Source organism: Klebsiella sp. PL-2018 (assembly GCF_019048985.1).
Classification (GTDB): Bacteria; Pseudomonadota; Gammaproteobacteria; order Enterobacterales; family Enterobacteriaceae; genus Klebsiella; species Klebsiella michiganensis.
The window spans coordinates 3,426,331-3,447,580 of sequence record NZ_CP077673.1 but is presented as its reverse complement, the minus strand read 5'-3'; the positions used below and the strand labels follow the sequence as shown (position 1 = coordinate 3,447,580).

Genomic DNA, 21,250 nt, shown 5'->3' with positions numbered 1-21,250 from the left:
CCAACCTTCCTGGCGTTAGCGTTTCACCACGCGAAGGGTTTGCGTCAGGCGCGAAGGTTTCTCTTCGCTGGCCTTCTGCGTTTCGGTCACGCAGCAGGTTTCTACACAAACGAAGGTCTTGTAACCATCATCCGGCATGTCGCCCATGCTGACGGAAAGCGCCGGGCCCGGGTTCCAGGCCACTACGTTGCTGTTGTGATGATGCGTAACGTCGATGTTGCGGTTCAGCGCATCGTCATGAATCACGCTGCAGGTTTCGGCATTCAGATAGACGCGGTCGGTACGATCGGGAAAAGTCTCTGTGCCGTTGCTTAATACGCCTTCTTCCGCATTTTTCACTTTATCAATATAACGGTCGCCCAGACCGCTGACCTTCACTGCCGCAATGTCGCCGACGTTGAAATAGGTATGCAGGGCTGACGTGGTTTCAAATTCGCCGTGCGCCTCCAGCTCAATTTCGCAGGTTTTGCCCAGCTTAAAGCGCGCCAGCAGGGTGAACTCGTGCGGCCAGTACTGGCGGGTGGCGTCGCTGCTTTTCAGTGCAAAGGTCAGCACCACGCCGTTGTCGTCTTCATCGTGCCCTTTCAGGGCCCACGGCAGGTTGCGGGCGAAGCCGTGGGAGGGCAGGCCCTGCTGAGCAGAAGGACCAAACCACGGCCAGCAAATCGGCACGCCGCCGCGCAGGGCAACGCCGTTTTTAAATGGAGTGTTGCCGCTGAGCCACAGGACTTCTTCTTCGCCAGCGGGCTTCCAGGAGAGCAGGTGAGCGCCCTGGAAAGCCACGGACGCTTTCACCTGCGGATGGTCAACGACGATCAGCTCCAGGTCATCAAGCTGGCGGCGGGAAAGTACAGGGGTAAGCTGTTCGATAACCGGGAGGGCAAAAATTTTATTAATCATTACGCAATCCTTTATCTTCAGACAAAAAAAAGAGCGACCGAAGTCGCTCTTACAGATTACTGTCTCATCTCAACTTATTTGGAGATGTGAGCAATCAGGTCCAGAACCTTGTTGGAGTAACCAGTTTCGTTATCGTACCAGGAAACCAGTTTCACAAAGTTGTCGTTCAGAGCGATACCCGCTTTGGCGTCAAATACGGAAGTGCAGATTTCACCGTTGAAATCGGTGGATACCACGTCGTCTTCGGTGTAGCCCAGAACGCCTTTCATTGCGCCTTCGGAAGCAGCTTTGATTGCTTTCTTAATTTCTTCATAAGAAGCAGCTTTTTCCAGACGAACGGTCAGGTCAACAACGGATACGTTCGGAGTCGGAACGCGGAACGCCATACCGGTCAGTTTGCCATTCAGTTCTGGCAGAACTTTACCTACAGCTTTAGCAGCGCCGGTAGAGGACGGGATGATGTTCTGAGCTGCGCCGCGGCCGCCGCGCCAGTCTTTGTGAGACGGGCCATCAACGGTTTTCTGAGTCGCGGTGGTTGCGTGAACGGTAGTCATCAGACCTTCGATGATGCCGAAGTTGTCGTTGATAACTTTTGCAAGCGGAGCCAGGCAGTTGGTGGTGCAGGATGCGTTGGAAACGATGTCCTGGCCTTCGTATTTGTCAAAGTTAGCGCCTTTAACAAACATCGGAGTGTTGTCTTTGGACGGGCCAGTCAGTACGACTTTTTTCGCGCCAGCGGTGATGTGTTTACGAGCGGTTTCGTCGGTCAGGAAGATACCGGTTGCTTCAGCAACAACGTCAACACCCACTTCGTCCCACTTCAGGTTAGCCGGGTCACGCTCAGCGGTAACACGGATTTTTTTACCGTTAACGATCAGATGACCGTCTTTCACTTCAACGGTACCGTTGAAACGGCCGTGAGTGGAGTCATACTTCAGCATGTAAGCCATGTAGTCAGCGTCTAACAGGTCGTTGATTGCAACGATCTCGATGTCAGAACGTTCCTGAGCAGCACGGAAAACAATGCGACCGATACGGCCAAAACCGTTGATACCTACTTTGATAGTCATATATTCCACCAGCTATTTGTTAGTGAATAAAAGGTTGCCTGTAAAATTACAAAAACCTTACGCAGCGTCAAGCGGAATCGTGTCAATCATTGCGACAAATCAATCCAGAGCATGCCTTTGCGCGGTCGATTTATCCCACTTTCCCTTTGAGCCCAATTCCATATGGGGGCTGCGCCCGGAATTTTAAAGGTCACTGAAGATAAAAATGTGATATTCATCACAATTGTGTGGCTGCCTTTTGGCGTCGCCTAAGTTTAGAACAAAAGTGCACGCTTCATTGTTAATATTTTGTTAGAATTGACGTGAAAAGTTGTCCTTTCACAGCGAGAAGCAAGCCAATGTCGAATAAACCCTCTTCGGACGAGCTCAAAAAAAATTTGAGCGAGATGCAGTTTTACGTGACGCAGAATCACGGTACTGAACCGCCGTTCACCGGGCGGTTGCTCCACAACAAACGCGATGGCGTCTACCACTGCCTGGTGTGCGATGCCGCGCTGTTTCACTCGCAAACCAAGTATGATTCCGGCTGCGGCTGGCCAAGCTTTTATGAGCCCGTCAGCGATGACGCTATCCGCTACCTTAATGATTACTCCCACGGTATGCAGCGCACGGAAATTCGCTGCGGAAACTGCGATGCTCACCTTGGGCACGTATTCCCGGATGGTCCACAGCCCACCGGAGAGCGTTTTTGTGTTAATTCGGCCTCATTAAGCTTCACCAATGATGAAAACGGTGAGCAAATTAAGGGTTGAAAAAACGATTCAGCAAATTATTCCAAACGGGGTTGGCGGAAGATGGAAATTGAGCGGATTATTGACGGTATGACGCCGGAAGTTTATCAGCGCCTGGCGACGGCGGTTGAGCTGGGTAAATGGCCGGACGGCGTGGCGTTGACTGACGAACAGAAAGAGAACTGTCTGCAGCTGGTGATGCTCTGGCAGGCGCGATACAACGTTGACGCGCAGCATATGACCATCGATACCAACGGGCAGATGGTGATGAAGAGTAAACAGCAGCTGAAAGTTGACTTCGGCATTACGCCGCAGCCTATCGCGACCTTTAAATCCTGAGACTGAAAAGGCCTGCGTCAGCCCGGCTAACTGCGCGCCGGGCTCTGAGGCATCACAACGTTACTTCTTGTTCATCATCGCTTTAAGATCGGCGAAGGGGTTATATTTCGCTTCGCCGACGCTTTTCTGCGCATCTTCGCCAGCGACCACCGTCGAGCCATACAGATCGGCTTCGGTGTATTTTGAGTGCTCATGATCGTGACAGTACAGGCACAGCATCTCCCAGTTGCTACCATCTTCCGGGTTATTGGAGTGGTCGTGGTCAATATGGTGTACCGTCAGTTCACGCAGGTTTGAATAGACAAACTCTCGCGAGCAGCGTCCGCAGACCCAGGGGAAGAGCTTCAGCGCTTTTTCGCGGTAACCGACTTCCAGACGGGCGTAGTTTTTCGGGATATAAGCCATAATACCCATGCCTTTTGTTGCAAATGAAAAGCTGCGCCGGAGCCGGCGCAGCGGAATGGGGTTATCATAACCTATTGTGCTGGCGCTGACACCGCGCAGATCAGCGTTTGATCCCCAATGACTCGGCCAGCTGTTTCGCTAACTGATTCTGGTCATCGGCGCCGTACTCCCAGAACATCGCGCCACCCAGCCCCTTGCTCTTGATGTAGTCAGCCTTGATGGCCACCGAGCGCGGGTTCTCATACGAAAGCGCAAAGAGGGCTTGACCGTCGGCGGACTGCACCGACAGCCACGGTACCTTCGCTTCATCATCCCAATGCTGAGTAAAGCGCTTCTGCGGATCGTTGATTAACTTCGCCACGATATCGTTATATTTCACATAGGTATCTTTGGTCAGATCGACGCCCAGCGATTCGAACAGCTCAATCTGTTGAGCCGCAAAGTAGGGGCGGGTGGCCGGGTTTTTCTGCGCGTCCGGCTTGCTCCAGTCAATACCCGGCTCGACGGCGCGTTTGGGTATCCGGCCATAGAAACCAATCCCCAGGTTCATCTGGCTCGGCTTTAGACCGGCGGCAAGGTAGTTGTTCACTATAAAGTCCGCGCTGTACTTATCCGCTTCGGCGACCGTCGGCCAGCGGGTTGAATCATACAGGTTGGAATTGAAGTATTGGGTACCGTAGGCCAGGTCGTAGGTCATCAGGTTGATGTAGTCGAGCGATGGCGCAATGGCTTTGACGTCCACCCAGCTTTTTGGGCTCTCCGCGTTGGCGCCTACGGCGATGGTCACCAGTTTTTTATTACCGACCGCCGCGCGCAGCTCTTTCAGCAGGGCGGTAAAATTATCGCGATCGGCCGGTTGGCTGGCGACCAGCCCCCACGCGCCGTTGACCGGATACTCCCAGTCCAGATCGATCCCATCGAGACCGTATTTTTCAATAATCGCCTGCGCCGACTGAATAAACACCGCCCGGGTTTCCTTCGTCGCCGCCGCGCCGGAGAATCCGCGCGCTCCCCAGCCGCCTACGGAAAGCAAGACTTTCAGGTTCGGGTTCTGCTGGCGCAAGCTGGGGATTTTCTGTAAATCAGCCTGCACTTTCGGCGACAGCCAAATTTGATGCAGCTTGCCTGGATCTTTCAGGGCGGCGTTGGTTTCGTCTTTTTCATCGTTGTAAACCAGACCAAACGAGTAGTTGAGATGGGTAATCTGGCGTACGTCCAGTTTATCAATATCGCCGCCTGGACCGGCAGTGACGTCGCCGCCGCCGTTAAAGTAGCCGACGGACATCAGTGAGTTAGCGGAAACAACGCTTGCGCAGAGCAGGGGTAAAGCTGCCAGTAAAGGCAAAAGTTTCATAGCGGATCCTCTTTGACTTAAAAGTGACATTGAAAAGCAAACACGCCACGGAAATGGCGTGGCGAAAAAAACAGCTCGTGCAGCCTAGCATCTTCCGCTGCGCAAAAATGCGAAGCGGTTCACGGCTGCATTAGCGAAGCGGTAGTGCGATGAGGTTCACTTCGGAGTAAACGCCAGGATGCAGACCATGACGCAAAATGAGACTAACAATGACCCGATTAGGGGCTTTATCATCCAGGCGTGATGCGGCGCTTTGCGCGCTGATTCTGTTTTGTTTTGGCATCGAAACGCGCAACGCGTCGCTGGAAGAGATTTCCGCTCTGGCCTGAGATAACACGCCGACAGGACAATGCCTGTCGGCGTATTTTATGCGTGGGTTTCCAGCCAGTCGTCAAGGGTATAGAGAGTTGCGCCCGCGGCGGCCATCTCCATAAACGCCAGATTGCTATCCTGCGGCTGAATATTCACCCCGCGGCAGCCGTCGGTAATCACGTTGACGGTGTAGCCCAGATTGAGGGCGTCAAGCACGGTAAACTTGACGCAGTAGTCGGTGGCGAGCCCCAGCACCGTTAGCTCGCTGATGCCGCGCTCGCGCAGCCATGCATCGAGCTGCGTTTTCTGCCGGTGGCCGTTGTCGAAAAAGGCGCTGTAGCTGTCAATGGCCGGATTTTCCCCTTTGTGGAACACGGCGGCAATAGCCTGCTGTTTGAGCAGCGGATGCAGCGCCGCGCCTTCGCTATTCTGCACGCAGTGATCCGGCCAGAACGTCTGCGCCAGGCCATCAAGCTCGCCCTGGGTATAGGGTTCGACCTGATGCTGACTGGCAAAGCTGCCGTGGTTCGCCGGGTGCCAGTCCTGGCTGGCAACCACCGTTTCGCCCCGCGCCGTGCTCCAGGCGATAAGCTGGTTGGCGACGTCCACCGTGCTGTCGCCCTGCGGGACGGCTAGCGCGCCGCCGGCGCAGAAATCATTTTGTAAATCGACCAGTAGCAGCGCGCGCTGGGTCATGTGCTTCTCCTTACTCATCGGGTGTCAGTTCGCCGCGCAGATTCTCCTGCATGGCGTGACGGATAGCCGCCACGCCCAGATCCTGGCTCAGCAAATAGTGTAGCTTGGTCAGCGTGGCCTCGACGGTCATATCAAATCCGCTAATCACGCCAGCCTGCGCCAGCGCGTTGCCGGTGGCGTAGCCGCCCATGTTGACCTTGCCGGACATACACTGGGTCAAATTAATCACCACGATACCGCGCTGGCTGGCTTCGGCCAGGACCTGAATAAACTCGCCGTTCTGCGGCGCGTTACCGACGCCATAGGAGCGCAGGATCAGCGCTTTGACCGGCTGGCGCAGGAAGTTGCGCACCACGTCGGCGGAAATGCCGGGATAAATCGTCACCACGCCAATCGGCTGCGGCGTGATAGGGTGAACCACCAGCTCGCCGCTGCCGTGCGGCGCGGGAGGCGTGCCGAGCCGGCGAATATGGATACCGGCTTCCAGCAGCGGCGCCAGGTTGGGCGAGGCGAAGGCGTTAAAGCCGTCGGCATGGGCCTTCGTCGTGCGGTTGCCGCGGTAGAGGCGATTATTGAAGAACAGCGACACTTCGTTAATCGGATAGTTGGCGGCGACGTACAGCGCGTTGAGCAGGTTAATCTGGCCATCAGAGCGCAGTTCGGCAAGCGGGATTTGTGACCCTGTCACAATGACCGGTTTTCCCAGATTCTCCAGCATGAAGGAGAGCGCCGAGGCGGTAAACGCCATGGTGTCCGTGCCGTGGAGGATCACGAAACCATCGTACTGGTCATAATGGTCGCGAATATCGTCGGCGATATGCTGCCAGTCTTCCGGCGTCATATCGGAAGAGTCCATTAACGGGGCGTATTCATGAATGGTGAAGTCCGGCATCTCCGGGCGGTGAAACTCGGGCATCAACGCCAGCTGGCGCTGTAAATGGCCGGAAACGGGGATATAGCCGTGTTCAGAACGCTGCATACCAATGGTGCCGCCGGTATAGGCAACGTAAATAGATTTCTTCTGCATAGCATCGCTTAGGTTAAACGTAGACAGGCGCAGTATAGAGGGGCGGAAGAAAAAATAAAGTAAATGCCGCCCCACGGGATGGGGCGGCAGAGGATTAACGAATATTGGCGCAGGTTAAGCAGAACGCGTAGCGGTTCTGCGGATCGTTGAATGCCGCCAGCTTATCGCTCTCGGTTTTCACCGCATTGGCCGCCGCGGCGACCGGTGCGGGCAGATACGCCTGGACCGCTGCCGGCAGCGCCGCGCGAACGGAACCCGTCAGGCTATCCACCACCATCGAAAAGAAGGTCGGTTCTTCCTGATAGTAGTTGATATGCCACTGTTTCAGCTTCGCCAGCTCGGCGGCTTTTGCCACCGCGTCGTCAAAGTCGCCAAGGCTATCGACCAGGCCGTTCGCTTTTGCATCTTCACCGGTCCAGACGTGGCCCTGAGCGATTTGGTCAATTTTCTCCGGCGTGCTCTTACGCGCGTTCGCCACCAGGGTGATAAAACGCTTGTAGCCGTTTTCGATGCTGAGCTGCATCAGCTGTTGCACTTCCGGAGGCAGCGCTTTGGTGGTTGAGACATCAGCCAGCGGCGAGGTGGCCACGCCGTCGGTATGGACGCCAATTGAGCCGAGGGTATCTTCGACGGTATTGATCACCCCAAAGATACCGATAGAGCCGGTAAGGGTGCTGGGGTTGGCGACGATATAATCCGCCGGGGTGGAGATCCAGTAGCCGCCGGAGGCTGCCATGCCGCCCATTGAGACCACCACCGGTTTACCGGCCGCTTTTGCCGCAGCCAGCTCTTCGCGAATCATCTCGGAGGCGCTGACGCTGCCGCCCGGGCTGTTAACCCGCAGCACGATCGCTTTCACTTTCGGATCGAGGCGCGCGTCGCGGATCTGCGCGGCGGTAGTGTCGCCGCCGACGTTACCCGGCGTTTCTTCGCCATCCATAATCGCGCCGTTAGCAAAGATAACCGCTATTGCGGAACCCAGGTCGGCAGGCGTTTTCAGCGTGTAATCGTAGTAGCTGATTGCGCTGTAGTTGTTGTCCTCTTTACTCCAGCCAAACTGTTTAGTCAGCGCTTTTTCCACCTCGGTAGAGGTGCCCAGCGCATCAACCAGCTTGTTATCCAGCGCGTATTGTGCCGTATCGCCATCGACTTTACGCAGGCCGTCAATCACGCCCTGAGCGCCGGGGAACAGCTGCTGAGCGGTGATCTGGCGGTTGGCGGCAATGGTATTGAGGTAGTTTTGCCACAGCTCGCCAATCCAGCGGCTGTCCGCCTCGCGCGCCGCCGGGGACATATCATCGCGGATAAACGGCTCTACCGCTGACTTGTAGGTGCCGACGCGGAAAACGTGGGTCGACACTTTGAGCTTGTCGAGCAGCGATTTGTAGTACAGGCCGTTGGTCGCGAAGCCGTGCAGGTCCACTTCGCCCTGCGGCGAGAGCCAGATCTTATTGGCGAAGCTGGCCAGATAGTACTGACCCTGGCTGTAGCTGCTGCCGATGGCATATACCGGCTTGCCGCTATCGCGGAATTCGCGCAGCGCTTTACCGATATACTGCATCGACGGCTGATCGCCGCCGGCAAAGTCCTTCAGATCCAGCACGATACCGGTGATATTGCGGTCGTCTTTCGCCTGGCGAATTGTCTGCACAATGTCGAACAGCGAGTTTTCCTGCAGGCGATCGGAACTGGCGCCAAACAGCTGGCGGCCAATCACGCCAAGCTTGCTGCTGGCCGAGGGTTTATCGACCACCACGCCGGTGATATCCAGCAGCAGCGCGCCGCGGGTAGCGTGCTCTGTCGTTGTACTGCTGAACTGGGCCCAGATGCCGACGCAGGCCAGCACCAGCACCAGGAAAACCACGTTCAGTGCGAGCTGGCGAATGAAATTGAGCACGCGCCATGTCCATTTAAAAAATCCGGCGAGCAGTCGCCAAAGAGTTCGCATGTATTCTCCCTAACCATAATCAAAAATGGGCGAGCCGCAGGGGCTGCCGCGTCTGGCTATCCTAATGAGAGTGCCGTCGGTTGTCAGCAGGAATCACCCGTTGGGCTGTAACAAAATCCTTGCGCATGTTAATTTTATGAAAAATCACATCACAGGAGTTATACAGATGGATGCTCTCGAACTACTGGTTAATCGCCGCAGCGCTTCACGTCTGACCGACCCGGCTCCGGCGGGCGAACAGCTGGAAAACATCCTTCGCGCTGGCCTGCGCGCGCCGGACCACGGGACGCTGCAGCCGTGGCGCTTCTTCATTATTGCCGATGAAGGGCGCGAGCGCTTCAGCCAGCTGCTGGAAAAAGGCGCGGTAGCGGCAGGGGGAGATGAAAAAGCGATTGAAAAAGCGCGCAGCGCGCCGTTTCGCGCGCCGCTGATCATTGCGGTGGTGGCGCGCTGTGAAGATCATCCGAAGGTGCCAAAGTGGGAGCAAGAGATGTCGGCGGGCTGTGCGGTGATGGCCATGCAGATGGCGGCCGTGGCGCAGGGGTTTAACGGCATCTGGCGCAGCGGCGCGTTAACCGAAAGCCCGGTTGTACGCGAAGGGTTTGCCTGCCGCGAGCAGGATAAGATCGTGGGCTTTCTCTATCTGGGGACCCCGCAGCTCAAAGCGTCAACCACCATCGCTTTGCCGGATACCGCGCCGTTCGTGACGCGCTTCTGAGTCCGTTCTCGTTATGCCGGGCGGGCCCGGCTCACCGGCTCCTCCGGGGGAGTAGCCCGGCTAAGCGCAGCGCGAGCCGGGTGGAAGCAGGGGCAGTCTATCAGACTTGACACCTTTCCCGGAGGCGGTGCTGGCGCACCTGTCCGGGCTATCAAACCGCGGACGGCTGGGAACCCTTCGCCCAGACAAGGCGTTTCAGACGCCGCCTCGGGGCATTCAACGGCGACGATGTTACTTCTGTCGCTTCGCGAATTCGTCTTTCGCTTTCTGAAGCTGCTGCTGGAAGGCCGGATTGGTATGCAGCGTGGCGACGACCGCCGAACCGACGATACGCGCCGCGTCTACGTCGCTCTGCCAGTGATAGCCGCAGATCACCCGGCTCTCGCCGAGCTCAAAGCCGCGCTTAAGGATTTCATTTTGCCGCTGGGGATTAATCTCAGCCAGTACCAGCGCGGTGGCCCAGCCGATAGAGGTGTGGCCGGAGGGGTAGGAGCCGTTTTTCGACAGCGTATCCTGTTCCTTGGTGTTACAGGTGGCGACGCCATAAAACGCAAATGGGCGAATGCGCATGTACTTCTCCTTCGCTCCTCGCGTCGCCAGGTCGCCGGCATCTTCAATCATGTTGGTGAGCAGCTTGTGCAGCTCCGGCGCATCTTTGGCGGTAATGGGCGAGCCGAAGGCGCCGGAGAAGGCGTTGGCGACGCCGCCGCCGCTCAGGTTGGCGTCTTCAACCGCCAGCTTACCGCGCTCGGTGCCGCGCAGCAGACGGCCTTTCTCATACATCGCCTCATCGTTTAAAAACGCGATACTGCCCACTTCCGGCGGCGGCGGCAGCAGCGTCAGGCTGTCGATGGCCTGGGCGTTGGTCAGGTAGTAGAGATCGGGTTTTGTGGTGACGTCGTTACCGGCGGGAACCAGGGCGAAAGCGTTAAGGGAGAAGAGACTGGCCAGGCAAACGGCGAGAACACGCTTTTTCATGAAAACTTCCTTACGTTGTTATATGTCCAGAGAAAACAGAATTTATGCTTGTCATATTTCTGTCATTTTTTAGTAAAGGGTAAAATCACGTTGAAAAAGCGGGGCCGCATCGCAAAATCGGTTTTTTGTCTGCTTAATGAGCAACCATACGCGATTTCGGACTGTCGCACTTACCACTCCGCCATTTGGGCGCTACCATATCGGGATTGCAATGACAGGAGATGTCCATGAGCGAGCAAGCCATTCGTTTAACGCAATACAGCCACGGAGCCGGTTGCGGGTGTAAAATTTCCCCTAAGGTGCTGGAAACTATCCTGCAAAGCGACCAGGCTAAATTTATCGACCCGAATCTGCTGGTGGGCAACGAAACCAGCGATGATGCCGCGGTCTACGATCTCGGTAACGGCACGTCGATCGTCAGTACTACCGATTTTTTTATGCCGATCGTCGACAACCCGTTCGACTTTGGGCGCATTGCGGCGACCAACGCCATCAGCGATATTTTCGCCATGGGCGGTAAGCCGATTATGGCGATCGCTATTCTCGGCTGGCCCATCAATACCCTGGCGCCGGAAATTGCCCGTCAGGTGGTTGAGGGCGGGCGCTTTGCCTGCCAGCAGGCGGGGATCGCGCTTGCCGGCGGCCACTCCATTGACGCTCCGGAACCCATCTTCGGGCTTGCCGTGACCGGCGTCGTCCCGACCGAGCGGGTGAAGAAAAACAGCACCGCGCAGGCCGGCTGCAAGCTGTATCTCACTAAACCGCTGGGTATTGGCGTGCTGACCACCGCGGAGAAAAAGTCGCTGCTGAAGCCTGAGCACCAGGGGCTGGCGACGGAAACCATGTGTCAGATGAATCTCGTTGGCTCGGCGTTTGCTAATATCGACGGCGTGAAAGCGATGACCGACGTCACCGGCTTCGGGCTTCTGGGCCACCTGAGCGAAGTGTGCCGCGGCGCGGGCGTACAGGCGCAGCTTACCTATGCGGATATCCCGAAATTGCCCGGCGTCGAAGCCTACATCGCGGCGGGCGCGGTGCCGGGCGGTACCGGGCGTAACTTTGCCAGCTACGGCCATTTGATGGGCGACATGCCGCCAGCGTGGCGCGATCTGCTGTGCGATCCGCAAACCTCCGGCGGTCTGCTGCTGGCGGTAACGCCGGAGGCCGAGGCTGAGGTGCAGGCTGCGGCCGCTGAGTTTGGTATCACGCTTACCGCTATCGGCGAGCTGGTTACCGCCCGCGGCGGACGCCCCATGATCGAGATCCGTTGATTTCATGCGGCTGTTTATTGCAGAAAAACCGAGTCTCGGTCGCGCCATCGCCGATGTGCTGCCAAAACCGCATCGCAAAGGCGACGGCTACATTGAGTGCGGTAACGGGCAGGTGGTCACGTGGTGCATTGGCCACCTGCTGGAGCAGGCCCAGCCCGACGTCTACGATGCGCGCTATGCGCGCTGGAACCTGCTCGACTTGCCTATCGTGCCGGAAAAGTGGCAGCTCCAGCCTAAACCGTCGGTGACCAAACAGCTTAACGTGATTAAGCGTCTGCTCGGCGATGCGCAGGAAGTCATTCATGCGGGTGACCCGGACAGAGAGGGGCAGCTGCTGGTGGATGAGGTACTTGACTACCTGCAGCTGGCGCCGGAAAAGCGTCAGCAGGTGCAGCGCTGCCTGATTAACGATCTTAACCCGCAGGCGGTGGAGCGGGCGATTAACCGCCTGCGCGCCAACAGCGAATTTGTTCCGCTGTGCGTCTCCGCGCTGGCCCGCGCCCGCGCCGACTGGCTATACGGGATCAATATGACCCGCGCGTACACCATCCTTGGCCGTAACGCGGGTTACCAGGGGGTACTCTCGGTCGGGCGCGTGCAAACGCCGGTGCTTGGCCTGGTGGTACGCCGCGATGAAGAGATTGAAAACTTCGTCGCTAAAGACTTCTTCGACGTCAAGGCGCATATTGTTACCCCCAAGGATGAGCGTTTTGTCGCTACCTGGGTGCCCAGCGAGGCCTGCGAACCGTACCAGGATGAAGAGGGACGACTGCTGCATCGCTCGCTTGCCGAGCACGTCGTCAAGCGCATTGAGGGGCAGCCGGCGACGGTCACCGCTTATAACGATAAGCGGGACTCTGAGCCAGCGCCGCTGCCGTTCTCCCTCTCTGCGCTGCAGATTGAAGCCGCGAAGCGCTTCGGCTTTAGCGCGCAGAACGTGCTTGATATCTGCCAGAAGCTGTACGAAACCCATAAGCTGATTACCTATCCGCGTTCGGATAGCCGCTACCTGCCGGAGGAGCATTTTGCCGGGCGCCATGCGGTGCTGAACGCGATCGGCGTGCACGCGGCGGATCTGCTGCCGCAGCCGGTGGTGGATCCGGAGATCCGTAACCGCTGCTGGGACGATAAAAAGGTCGATGCCCACCACGCGATTATTCCGACCGCCCGCAGTTCGCAGGTTAAACTCAGCGACAACGAAGAAAAGGTTTACGGCCTGGTTGCCCGCCAGTATCTGATGCAGTTCTGCCCGGATGCGGTGTTCCGCAAATGCCAGATCGATCTCGATATCGCCAACGGCAAGTTCGTTGCCAAAGCGCGTTTTCTGGCAGAAGCGGGCTGGCGAACCCTGCTGGGCAATAAAGAGCGCGATGAAGAGAACGACGGCATGCCGCTGCCGGTGGTGGCAAAGGATGACGAGCTGCTGTGCGAAAAAGGCGAAGTGGTGGAGCGTCAGACCCAGCCGCCGCGTCATTTTACCGATGCGACGCTGCTATCGGCGATGACCGGTATTGCCCGCTTTGTGCAGGATAAAGACCTGAAGAAAATCCTGCGCGCAACGGACGGCCTCGGTACGGAGGCAACCCGCGCCGGGATTATCGAACTGTTGTTCAAACGCGGCTTCTTAACCAAGAAAGGGCGCTATATCCACTCCACCGACGCCGGGAAGGCGCTGTTCCACTCTTTGCCTGAAATGGCGACGCGCCCGGATATGACCGCCCACTGGGAATCGATTCTGACGCAAATCAGCGAGAAACAGTGCCGCTATCAGGACTTTATGCAGCCGCTGGTCGGTACCCTGTTCCAGCTTATCGACCAGGCCAGGAGCACGCCGGTACGCCGCTTCCGCGGAATTGTGGCCCCGGGCGACGGCAAGAAGAGCTTTAGCAAGGGAAAAGGCAGAGCCAAAGCGAAAGATAAAAAAAGCGCCGCCGGCCCTGCGGCGGAAAGCCCGCAATAAAAAACCCCGGGAAACCGGGGTTTTTCAATTATGCTCCGAACCCATATACAGGGGTTCATTCAGCGAATGGACTTAAATAACACCCTGCGCCAGCATAGCGTCAGCAACCTTCACGAAACCGGCGATATTCGCGCCGCGTACGTAGTTGGTCTGCTTCGCTTCACCGCCGTATTCAACGCAGGCGTGGTGGATATCCAGCATGATATGGTGCAGACGGGCATCCACTTTCTCCGCTTTCCAGCCCATGCGCGCGGCGTTCTGCGCCATTTCCAGTCCTGAAGTGGCGACGCCGCCGGCGTTGGCCGCTTTACCCGGCGCGAACAGCACGCCCGCTTCGAGGAACAGATCGGTCGCCGCGATAGTGGTTGGCATGTTGGCGCCTTCCGCGACGGCCTTCACGCCGTTGGCAATCAGCTGGCGGGCAGCGTCGACGTCCAGCTCGTTCTGCGTGGCGCACGGCAGAGCGATATCCACCGGCACGGACCACGGCTGCTTGCCTTCAAGGTAGGTCAGGCCGAACTCGCGCGCGTAATCCGCCACGCGGCCGTGGCAGCGCTCTTTAATGTCGATCAGGCGCGCCAGTTTTTCTTTGGTGAAGCCAGATTCGTCAACCACGGTACCGTTGGAGTCGGAAGCCGTAATCACCCGCGCCCCGAGCTCCATGGCTTTCTCAATCGCGTACTGCGCCACGTTGCCCGACCCGGACACCGCGACGCGAGCCCCTTCAAAGCCCAAACCGTGGCGCTTAAGCATCGCTTCGGTGAAGTAAATCAGTCCGTAACCGGTGGCTTCCGGACGAATCAGGCTGCCGCCGAAGGAGAGGCCTTTACCGGTGAAGACGCAGGCGCTGTTGTTGGAGAGCTTACGCATCATTCCGGCCATAAAGCCCACTTCACGACCGCCCACGCCGATATCACCGGCCGGCACGTCGGTATCCGGACCGAGGTGGCGATACAGCTCAGTCATCAGCGACTGGCAGAAACGCATCACTTCGCCATCGCTTTTTCCTTTAGGATCGAAGTCGCTGCCGCCTTTACCGCCGCCCATAGGCAGGGTGGTCAGGGCGTTTTTGAAGGTTTGTTCAAAGCCGAGGAATTTCAGAATCGACAGGTTTACAGAGGGATGAAAACGCATACCGCCCTTATACGGGCCGATGGCGGAGTTGAACTGCACGCGCCAGGCGCGGTTAACCTGAACCTGATTGCGGTCATCAACCCAAACGACGCGGAACTGGATAGCACGCTCCGGTTCAACCAGACGTTCCAGCAAATTCATCTGACGATAGCGCGGATTTTCCTCAAGGAATGGCCACAGGGTGGTCATCACCTCGCGGACCGCCTGAGCAAATTCAGTTTGATTTGGATCGCGCTGTTGAACGCGGGCGAGAAAACCTTCCAGAGTGCACGTCTGATCCATAGATATAAGTTCCCCTTATGGTTGTGGTTGCGTCTATTTATTATGATTCGGCCCTTGAAAAAGCCGATTTTCCGACTATACCATCGGAAATCGTTAGTTAAGCAAGGAAAAATTGTTCAGAAAGCAAAATTTATAATCAGGCGGTGGTCATAATCAAAAACGATGACAACCACCCGATAAAATTAGCGGGAATGGAGAGCGGCGCGCTGGGCGATAAAGGCTTCGAGCAGGGGAATATCGGCTGGCGCAAGAGGGAAGGTTAACGCCTCCTGCGGTGAACACCAGCGCAGCTGGCTGTGGTAGCGGGCGATAGGTTCGCCGTTAAAATGCGGAACCCACCAGGCGTGAAGATGTATCAGGCGGGCGGACACTTCGCGCTGGTGGCTGGCGATGTAGCATTCCGGCCGGGCGTCGATCGCCAGCTCCTCCTGGAGCTCACGCGCCAGCGCCTGGGCCTGGGTTTCGCCGGGTTCGACTTTACCGCCGGCCAGCTCCCACATTCCCGGCTGATCCGCGTGGGGCGGCCGCTGCGCCAGCAGAATTTGCCCGTTGCGTTCGATAATGGCGGCAACAACATCAAGGGTTTTTAGCATGTGAATCATCGTTCTGTACGGGATAATGGCCTATTATCACCGTCCTTGTCCCCGTCAAACAACCCTGAATTCGCTGGAGAGACTTTGTGCTTGACCGTCATTTGCATCCCCGCCTGAAACCTGTCCTCAACGCCGCCGCCGCCCTGCTGGATCGTCCGGCTATCTCTCCCGATGGCCTGACGCTCTTTGGCTTTGCGATTGGCGTGCTGGCGCTGCCGTTTTTAGCCCTGGGCTGGTATCCGGCGGCGCTGGCGGCGATCGTGCTCAACCGACTGCTGGATGGCCTGGACGGCGCGCTGGCCCGGCGACGCGGATTAACCGATGCGGGCGGTTTTCTCGATATTTCGCTCGATTTCCTGTTTTACGCCCTGGTGCCGTTTGGCTTTATTCTTGCCGATCCGGCGCACAACGCGCTGGCGGGCGGCTGGCTGCTGTTCGCGTTTATCGGTACCGGCAGCAGCTTTCTCGCCTTTGCCGCGCTGGCGGCTAAGCATCAAATCGATAATCCGGGCTACGCCCACAAATCGTTTTATTATCTCGGCGGGCTGACGGAAGGGACGGAAACTATCGCGCTATTTGTGCTGAGCTGCCTGTTTCCGGCGTGGTTTGCGTGGCTGGCGTGGATGTTTGGCGCGCTGTGCTGGCTGACGACCTTTACGCGGGTGTGGAGCGGATACCTTACCCTGAAGCAGGTAAGAGATTGATGGGCGGGTTTTTCCCGGCTCGCGCTGCGCTTAGCCGGGCTACGGGGCCACAGTCGTCAGCGGTCCGGTGCGTCAGCGCCGTCTTCGGGAAATGCGCCGGGAAGGAGGCTTCCCGGCGGTTCATATGGCCAACAGGCGAATTACATACTGCTTTCCGGGCCGCGTTCCCCGCGCGAGACCGGGTTTTTCGGGTTGCTGCTCCACTCGTACCAGCCGCCGTCGTAGACCGAGACGTTGTTCCAGCCCATCGCCCGGGCGTACATAAAGGTTTCTGAGGCGCGCCAGCCGGTACCGCAGTAAAAAGAGACCTGCTGGTTCGGCAGAATATTCCATGATTTCCACATCGCGGCGATATCATCTGCGCTACGCATGGTGCCGTCCGGATTATGGAAATCCTCCATATGGGTGGAGTCGCTTCCGGCATGGCCCCAGCGGGCCCCGGCAATCTCCCCCATCGGCTTGATATAGCTGTAGCCGCTGGTGGTGCCGATAAACTCCGGCCAGGAACGAATGCTCACCAGCGAGGCGTCCTGACGGTGCAGCAGGGCGCGAGCCTGCTCGGTATTGAGCATCAGCTGCGGCTGACCCGGGATCGGCGCGCCGAACTCCGGCTCGGGCTTCTGCTTCGGCGGCGTTCCGCGCTCGACCGGCAGCCCGGCGTCGGACCAGGTTTTCCAGCCGCCGTCGAGCAGGCGCACATCCTTCACCCCGGCGTAGAGCATGATCTGCGCCACGCGGGCGGCGGCATACACGTCGCGACCGTACAAAATCACCGTGGTGTCATGGCGAATACCGTGTTTTGCCAGCATCGATTTAAGCTGCGCGTCGGAGACTTTATTCCATAGCGGCTCGCTCTCCACCTCGTTGGTATCGATATACCCGGCGCCCGGAATATGGCTCAGCAGATAAAACTTCGGCGCGCCCCAGGCGGCCTCGAACACCTTCCAGTGCCCGGCAGGCGCGGCGGTGACCTGTTTACCCTGCTGGAGGTCGTGCAGCCACTGCGGATACACCAGCTGTTCAAAATGCGGCAGCTTCTGCAGGCGATCCGCCTGGCTCAGGGCGTCGCCGAGCGAGCTGAGGTGAGTGAAACCTGCCGCCTTAAGACGTGCCGCGACTTTTGCGTTGTCGTCGGCGTTGCCGTACAGCGCAATCGGCGTAGAGGCCTGCAGATTGTGCAGCTTAGCCCAGGCGCTCAGCTGTTCATCGTTTAGCGAGCCAAGCCAGCTGGCGGCGAGGTTGAGCGCCTGCGGTTCATGGCCCTGAGGGCCGTTGGCGCCTTGCGGCCAACCGTTATAGAAAGCGCTAAGGCGCGTATCAATAGCGACGCCGTTGTGCTGTTGCAGCGTGGAAAGCATTAGCGTTGGCATGGTGTCAGCGGCGGAGGTGGAAGCAGCAGCAAGCCCCATCAGCAGGGCGAGTGCGGTCAATTGAGAAACACGTTTCATCGAAATGCCCGGCAGTAGAAAATTGAGCGGCAATTCTCCGCGAACAACGCGGAGAATTCTTTGCGATAGCGCAGGCTTTCATTGCCAGAGCCCCATATGCAAACAGCGCCCGCCGGCGGGCGTATCCTGGTCATCATGCGTGACCAGCACCGCGGGGATCGCCTGCCGCGCCAGTTCGTTGAACACCCAGCGGCGAAAATCGGCGCGCAGCGCAACGTCGAGGCGGTTAAATGGCTCATCCAGCAGCAACGCCCGCGGTCGGGCCAGCAGGGCGCGCAGCAGGCTGACCCGCGCCCGCTGGCCGCCGGAAAGGGTGGCCGGATCGCGCGTATAAAACCCCGCCAGACCGGCGCGCTCCAGCGCCTGTTCGACCTGGGCTTTGCGCTGGGGGCCGCGGACGTCAGCGGCAAGCGCCAGCAGTAAATTTTGCCCGACGCTGAAGTGGTCGAACAGCAGCGCGTCCTGGAACAGGATGCCGATGCGCCGTCGCTCGGTGGGTAAACTGTCGCAGCGCTGGTTATCCAGCCACAGCTCGCCGGCGGCGCGAAAATTCTCCGCCAGCGCGCCGACCATCCAGGCGAACAGGGTTGATTTACCGCTGCCCGAGGGGCCCATCAGGGTCAGTATCTCGCCGGGAGCAACGGAAAAGTCGACGTTGCGCAGCAGCGGCTCTCCGTTGAGGCTGAGAGCCAGGTTTTTGACGATCAACATTAGCGTAATCCTTGTCGATAGCGGCCGGTCAGCCAGGCCAGCAGCGCGGTGGCGGCAAAAAACAGCGCCGGCAGCAGTAGCTGCCATAGCGCCTGCGCGGCCAGAGTGGACGTCTCGCCGCCGCTGCTCAGCGCGACGGCTTCGCTGGTGAGCGTCGGGAACCGTCCGCCCCCCAGCCATAACGTCGGCAGATATTGCGCGATGCTTACCGAAAAGCCCACCGCCAGCGCGGTCAGCAGAGGACGCGTCAGGGCGGGTAAGGTAACCAGCCAGAAGATGCGGCCTCGTTGCCAGCCGAGGGTGCGGGCGAGCAGCTCCATGCGCGGGTCGCGAGCGCGCCACGCGGGACGCAGAATAAACAGCATCCACGGCACGACCCACAGCAGGTGCCCCCATAAAACGGCGATCCACTCGCCGTCCAGCCACGTATACAGCGCCAGCTGATATTGGCCGTCTACCAGCGGCAGAGCCGGTAAAATCAGCGGCAGCCAGATCCATCCGTCGAAACGGGAAGGGCCAGACGCCAGCCACAGCAGGCAGATAACCGCGCCGAGCGACGCTGAGCAGAGTCCAAGCCACAGGCTGTTGCCGACGCTATCGCTGACCGGCTGGCTATTCTGCGCCGCCGCGGCAAGCAGCAGGGCGCAGGCCACGCCGCACAGCGGTAGAAGAAGGGCGAAGCTTTTCCCGGCGAGCGCCCGCGGCTGTGGGTGGCGGATCCCCTGCACCTGCGGGATCCGCCGTCGCCAGAGACGCCAGACTCCCCACGCCGCCAGCGCCATGATGGCGAGCGTCAGCAGCAGTACCAGGCTGGCGAGGGCGCCTTTTGCCTGCTGGATCTCATCGCCCTGGCTTAACCATTGCCAGGCCAGCACCGCCAGCGTCGGCGGGTTACCCGGGCCAATCACCAGCGCGACGTCGACCGCCGAAAGGCTCCAGGCGGCGGTGGCCAGCAGCGCTATCGACAGCGACGGAAGCAGCGTGGGCAAGACTAACCATTTCAGGCACTGCCAGCGTCCGTAGCCGAGGCTCTTTAATACCGTTGCCTGTCCGGCCAGGCGATTCTCGCCTAACAGGCTATAAACCACCCACAGCAGGAACGCGCTCTCTTTGAGCGCCATCGTCAGGCCCAGTCCAATGCCGTAGCGGTCAACTAGCGGGGTAAAAAAGGGCAACAGGCGCGAGAGCCAGCCGCCATCGGCGAAGAGCAGCAGGGCGGCGGTGGCGAAGGCCACGTGAGGCACCGCCAGCAGCAGAGGGAGCCTTGCGGCCAGCCGCCGCCAGCCGCCCGACGGCCAGAGTGCGGCCACGACGGTGAGCGTGATGATCAGCGCGCCGCCAACCGATAGCAGGGTTGAGACGAGAGTCGCCGCCAGCGCCTGGCTGAATTGCGGGTCGGCAAACAGCGACAGCCAGCGCGCGCGGCGGAGCGCCGGAAGCGCCATCAGCGCAGCGGCCGGCAGCAGCGGCAGATAGATCAGCGCGACGGCGGCCCAGGTCAGCAGCCTTAGTACGTGCCGTAGCGGCGCAGCCATTCCTGCTCCAGCGCGTCAACCCAGGCCGCGTGCGGTTCACCCAGCATCGGCGGCATATTCTGCGGCACAACGGCGTTAAAGGCCTGCCGCTCAGTCTCGGTTAATTTCGCCGGATCCAGCACGCTGGGGTCGCCCCACACCGTCGGGTCGGCCTTGCGCAGCTGGGCCTGCGGCGAGAGCAGGAAATTCGCGACCACTTTCGCCCCCGCCGTCGCCCGGGCATTGGCCGGGATCGCCACAAAGTGGACGTTGCCAAGCATCCCCTCGCGGAAGCCGAAACCGTAGCTGTCTTTCGGCAGCTCGCCGCTGACCGCTTTTTGCTGCGCGTGCAGCGGGTTAAAGGTGATGGACAGCCTGAGGGTCCCATTTTTAAGCATGGCATCCATGCGGGCGGGCGAAGCCGGGAAGTCGCGGCCCTGGCGCCACAGCAGAGGGTGGAGCCGATCAAGATAGTGCCACAGCGGCGCGGTCACGGCGGCGAAGGTGGCCTCCTCAGGCGGCTGGCGTAGCGCGTCGGGCCGCGGAGTCAGCGTCAGCAGCAGCTGTTCAAGAAACGCGGTACCGGTAAAATCCGGCGGACGCGGGTAGGTGACGCTGCCGGGATGCGCGGCGGCGAAAGCCAGCAGCGCCTGCGGAGAGGTGGGCCCGTCGGGCGTTTGTGAGCGGCGGGCGATAAAAGTGAGCTGCGCGCCGCCCCACGGTGACTCGGCGCCGTCGGTGGGGATGGAGAAATCCTCGCGCACCGGCTTTTGCGTATCGACAAAGCGCCAGTTGGGCAGGGTTTCCGCCCACCGGGTTTGCAGCAGCCTGGCGTTTTTCAGGGTGCGGAAGTTTTCGCCGTTGACCCACAGCAGATCGATGGAACCGCCTTTACTGCGTCCGGCGCGGGCTTCGGTCTGGATACGCTTGACCGCATCGGCGGCATCGGCAATATGCACGATGCGCAGGTCGATAGCGTAGTCGCGCTTCACCTCACCGCTGACCCAGTCGAGATAGCGGTTCACCGCCGGATCGCCGCCCCAGGCGTTAAACCACACCGTCTGGCCGCGGGCTTCTTGTTGTAGGGATTGCCAGCCAGCGCTGGCGGCCAGCGGGGAGAGCAACAGCAAAGCGAAGACCAGCACACTGCGCATA

Annotated in this window: 19 protein-coding genes and 2 pseudogenes; 7 read left to right on the top strand and 14 right to left on the bottom strand. The window is 59.1% G+C overall.

The window, feature by feature from the left end; translation table 11 throughout:
* Positions 1–15 precede the first annotated feature (15 nt).
* Entirely contained in the window at positions 16–900 is an 885-nt protein-coding gene (locus MKleb_RS16035) for a D-hexose-6-phosphate mutarotase (protein WP_014838178.1), read from the bottom strand.
* Between the two features lie 74 nt (positions 901–974).
* Positions 975–1,970 carry a glyceraldehyde-3-phosphate dehydrogenase gene (gene gapA, locus MKleb_RS16030; RefSeq protein WP_004138295.1) on the bottom strand — a complete coding sequence of 332 codons (996 nt, stop codon included), beginning with the start codon at positions 1,968–1,970 and terminating at the stop codon, positions 975–977.
* Positions 1,971–2,308: 338 nt separating this feature from the next.
* Between gapA and msrB the strand changes: the two genes are divergently transcribed.
* Both msrB and MKleb_RS16020 read left to right on the top strand, forming a co-directional pair.
* Positions 2,309–2,722 carry a peptide-methionine (R)-S-oxide reductase MsrB gene (gene msrB, locus MKleb_RS16025; RefSeq protein ID WP_004121465.1) on the top strand — a complete coding sequence of 138 codons (414 nt, stop codon included), beginning with the start codon at positions 2,309–2,311 and terminating at the stop codon, positions 2,720–2,722.
* Between the two features lie 42 nt (positions 2,723–2,764).
* The gene (locus MKleb_RS16020) at positions 2,765–3,040 is read left to right on the top strand and encodes a YeaC family protein (protein ID WP_004850031.1); all 276 of its coding nucleotides are present in this window, start codon (positions 2,765–2,767) and stop codon (positions 3,038–3,040) included.
* A gap of 60 nt (positions 3,041–3,100) precedes the next feature.
* Here MKleb_RS16020 and yajD read toward each other — a convergent pair whose 3' ends face one another.
* Positions 3,101–3,445: an HNH nuclease YajD gene (yajD, locus tag MKleb_RS16015; RefSeq protein WP_004138290.1), complete on the bottom strand. Its 345-nt coding sequence runs from the start codon at positions 3,443–3,445 to the stop codon at positions 3,101–3,103.
* A gap of 100 nt (positions 3,446–3,545) precedes the next feature.
* A complete protein-coding gene (locus tag MKleb_RS16010; RefSeq protein ID WP_163586095.1) occupies positions 3,546–4,799 on the bottom strand; it encodes a chitinase ChiD in 1,254 nt (417 codons plus the stop codon).
* Between the two features lie 251 nt (positions 4,800–5,050).
* Here MKleb_RS16010 and MKleb_RS29940 point away from each other — a divergent pair.
* Positions 5,051–5,128, top strand: a pseudogene (locus MKleb_RS29940) (hypothetical protein); the annotation flags it as partial.
* A 37-nt stretch (positions 5,129–5,165) separates the two neighbouring features.
* On the opposite strand, the gene pncA reads toward MKleb_RS29940, so the two are convergent.
* From pncA to sppA, 3 genes are all read right to left on the bottom strand, one after another.
* Positions 5,166–5,807: a bifunctional nicotinamidase/pyrazinamidase gene (gene pncA / locus MKleb_RS16005; protein ID WP_025106953.1), complete on the bottom strand. Its 642-nt coding sequence runs from the start codon at positions 5,805–5,807 to the stop codon at positions 5,166–5,168.
* Between the two features lie 10 nt (positions 5,808–5,817).
* The gene (gene ansA / locus MKleb_RS16000; RefSeq protein WP_163586094.1) at positions 5,818–6,834 is read right to left on the bottom strand and encodes an asparaginase; all 1,017 of its coding nucleotides are present in this window, start codon (positions 6,832–6,834) and stop codon (positions 5,818–5,820) included.
* 94 nt (positions 6,835–6,928) lie between these two features.
* Positions 6,929–8,782 carry a signal peptide peptidase SppA gene (gene sppA / locus MKleb_RS15995; RefSeq protein ID WP_163586093.1) on the bottom strand — a complete coding sequence of 618 codons (1,854 nt, stop codon included), beginning with the start codon at positions 8,780–8,782 and terminating at the stop codon, positions 6,929–6,931.
* A 166-nt stretch (positions 8,783–8,948) separates the two neighbouring features.
* On the opposite strand from sppA, the gene MKleb_RS15990 reads away from it, so the two are divergent.
* Positions 8,949–9,500, top strand: a complete 552-nt coding sequence (locus tag MKleb_RS15990) for an NAD(P)H nitroreductase (protein WP_004121410.1) — start codon at positions 8,949–8,951, stop codon at positions 9,498–9,500.
* Positions 9,501–9,731: 231 nt separating this feature from the next.
* Here MKleb_RS15990 and phoC read toward each other — a convergent pair whose 3' ends face one another.
* The gene (gene phoC / locus MKleb_RS15985; protein ID WP_163586092.1) at positions 9,732–10,478 is read right to left on the bottom strand and encodes an acid phosphatase PhoC; all 747 of its coding nucleotides are present in this window, start codon (positions 10,476–10,478) and stop codon (positions 9,732–9,734) included.
* Between the two features lie 227 nt (positions 10,479–10,705).
* Here phoC and selD point away from each other — a divergent pair, with 227 nt between their 5' ends.
* Positions 10,706–11,749, top strand: a complete 1,044-nt coding sequence (gene selD / locus MKleb_RS15980; RefSeq protein ID WP_014228965.1) for a selenide, water dikinase SelD — start codon at positions 10,706–10,708, stop codon at positions 11,747–11,749.
* Between the two features lie 4 nt (positions 11,750–11,753).
* Positions 11,754–13,686, top strand: a pseudogene (locus tag MKleb_RS15975) (DNA topoisomerase III); the annotation flags it as partial.
* Positions 13,687–13,781: 95 nt separating this feature from the next.
* Here MKleb_RS15975 and gdhA read toward each other — a convergent pair.
* Together gdhA and MKleb_RS15965 are read right to left on the bottom strand one after the other, a co-directional pair.
* On the bottom strand, positions 13,782–15,125 hold the full coding sequence (gdhA, locus tag MKleb_RS15970; RefSeq protein WP_004850048.1) for an NADP-specific glutamate dehydrogenase: 1,344 nt from the start codon (positions 15,123–15,125) through the stop codon (positions 13,782–13,784).
* A gap of 182 nt (positions 15,126–15,307) precedes the next feature.
* A complete protein-coding gene (locus MKleb_RS15965) occupies positions 15,308–15,718 on the bottom strand; it encodes a pyrimidine (deoxy)nucleoside triphosphate diphosphatase (RefSeq protein WP_009653472.1) in 411 nt (136 codons plus the stop codon).
* Between the two features lie 86 nt (positions 15,719–15,804).
* Between MKleb_RS15965 and MKleb_RS15960 the strand changes: the two genes are divergently transcribed.
* Positions 15,805–16,422: a CDP-alcohol phosphatidyltransferase family protein gene (locus tag MKleb_RS15960; protein ID WP_014228968.1), complete on the top strand. Its 618-nt coding sequence runs from the start codon at positions 15,805–15,807 to the stop codon at positions 16,420–16,422.
* Positions 16,423–16,562: 140 nt separating this feature from the next.
* Here MKleb_RS15960 and MKleb_RS15955 read toward each other — a convergent pair whose 3' ends face one another.
* The 4 genes from MKleb_RS15955 to MKleb_RS15940 form a co-directional block, all read right to left on the bottom strand.
* Positions 16,563–17,870 carry a rhodanese-like domain-containing protein gene (locus MKleb_RS15955; RefSeq protein ID WP_163586090.1) on the bottom strand — a complete coding sequence of 436 codons (1,308 nt, stop codon included), beginning with the start codon at positions 17,868–17,870 and terminating at the stop codon, positions 16,563–16,565.
* 78 nt (positions 17,871–17,948) lie between these two features.
* Positions 17,949–18,581 (bottom strand): ATP-binding cassette domain-containing protein, encoded by a 633-nt coding sequence (locus tag MKleb_RS15950; RefSeq protein ID WP_163586089.1) that lies wholly within the window; start codon positions 18,579–18,581, stop codon positions 17,949–17,951.
* Entirely contained in the window at positions 18,581–20,116 is a 1,536-nt protein-coding gene (locus MKleb_RS15945) for an ABC transporter permease subunit (protein ID WP_217075995.1), read from the bottom strand. The genes MKleb_RS15950 and MKleb_RS15945 overlap by 1 nt, the downstream gene beginning before the upstream one ends.
* Positions 20,089–21,249 carry an ABC transporter substrate-binding protein gene (locus tag MKleb_RS15940; protein WP_217075993.1) on the bottom strand — a complete coding sequence of 387 codons (1,161 nt, stop codon included), beginning with the start codon at positions 21,247–21,249 and terminating at the stop codon, positions 20,089–20,091. The genes MKleb_RS15945 and MKleb_RS15940 overlap by 28 nt, the downstream gene beginning before the upstream one ends.
* Position 21,250 lies beyond the last annotated feature (1 nt).

Excerpts from the sequence above, each read along its gene's own strand:
- MKleb_RS15945 (WP_217075995.1), bottom strand. The coding sequence starts at position 20,116 with ATGGCTGCGCCGCTACGGCACGTACTAAGGCTGCTGACCTGGGCCGCC.
- gapA (WP_004138295.1), bottom strand. The coding sequence starts at position 1,970 with ATGACTATCAAAGTAGGTATCAACGGTTTTGGCCGTATCGGTCGCATT.
- MKleb_RS15965 (WP_009653472.1), bottom strand. The coding sequence starts at position 15,718 with ATGCTAAAAACCCTTGATGTTGTTGCCGCCATTATCGAACGCAACGGG.
- MKleb_RS16020 (WP_004850031.1), top strand. The coding sequence starts at position 2,765 with ATGGAAATTGAGCGGATTATTGACGGTATGACGCCGGAAGTTTATCAG.
- MKleb_RS15950 (WP_163586089.1), bottom strand. The coding sequence starts at position 18,581 with ATGTTGATCGTCAAAAACCTGGCTCTCAGCCTCAACGGAGAGCCGCTG.
- MKleb_RS16010 (WP_163586095.1), bottom strand. The coding sequence starts at position 4,799 with ATGAAACTTTTGCCTTTACTGGCAGCTTTACCCCTGCTCTGCGCAAGC.
- ansA (WP_163586094.1), bottom strand. The coding sequence starts at position 6,834 with ATGCAGAAGAAATCTATTTACGTTGCCTATACCGGCGGCACCATTGGT.
- yajD (WP_004138290.1), bottom strand. The coding sequence starts at position 3,445 with ATGGCTTATATCCCGAAAAACTACGCCCGTCTGGAAGTCGGTTACCGC.
- MKleb_RS16035 (WP_014838178.1), bottom strand. The coding sequence starts at position 900 with ATGATTAATAAAATTTTTGCCCTCCCGGTTATCGAACAGCTTACCCCT.
- pncA (WP_025106953.1), bottom strand. The coding sequence starts at position 5,807 with ATGACCCAGCGCGCGCTGCTACTGGTCGATTTACAAAATGATTTCTGC.
- MKleb_RS15940 (WP_217075993.1), bottom strand. The coding sequence starts at position 21,249 with ATGCGCAGTGTGCTGGTCTTCGCTTTGCTGTTGCTCTCCCCGCTGGCC.
- gdhA (WP_004850048.1), bottom strand. The coding sequence starts at position 15,125 with ATGGATCAGACGTGCACTCTGGAAGGTTTTCTCGCCCGCGTTCAACAG.
- phoC (WP_163586092.1), bottom strand. The coding sequence starts at position 10,478 with ATGAAAAAGCGTGTTCTCGCCGTTTGCCTGGCCAGTCTCTTCTCCCTT.
- MKleb_RS15990 (WP_004121410.1), top strand. The coding sequence starts at position 8,949 with ATGGATGCTCTCGAACTACTGGTTAATCGCCGCAGCGCTTCACGTCTG.
- sppA (WP_163586093.1), bottom strand. The coding sequence starts at position 8,782 with ATGCGAACTCTTTGGCGACTGCTCGCCGGATTTTTTAAATGGACATGG.
- selD (WP_014228965.1), top strand. The coding sequence starts at position 10,706 with ATGAGCGAGCAAGCCATTCGTTTAACGCAATACAGCCACGGAGCCGGT.
- msrB (WP_004121465.1), top strand. The coding sequence starts at position 2,309 with ATGTCGAATAAACCCTCTTCGGACGAGCTCAAAAAAAATTTGAGCGAG.
- MKleb_RS15955 (WP_163586090.1), bottom strand. The coding sequence starts at position 17,870 with ATGAAACGTGTTTCTCAATTGACCGCACTCGCCCTGCTGATGGGGCTT.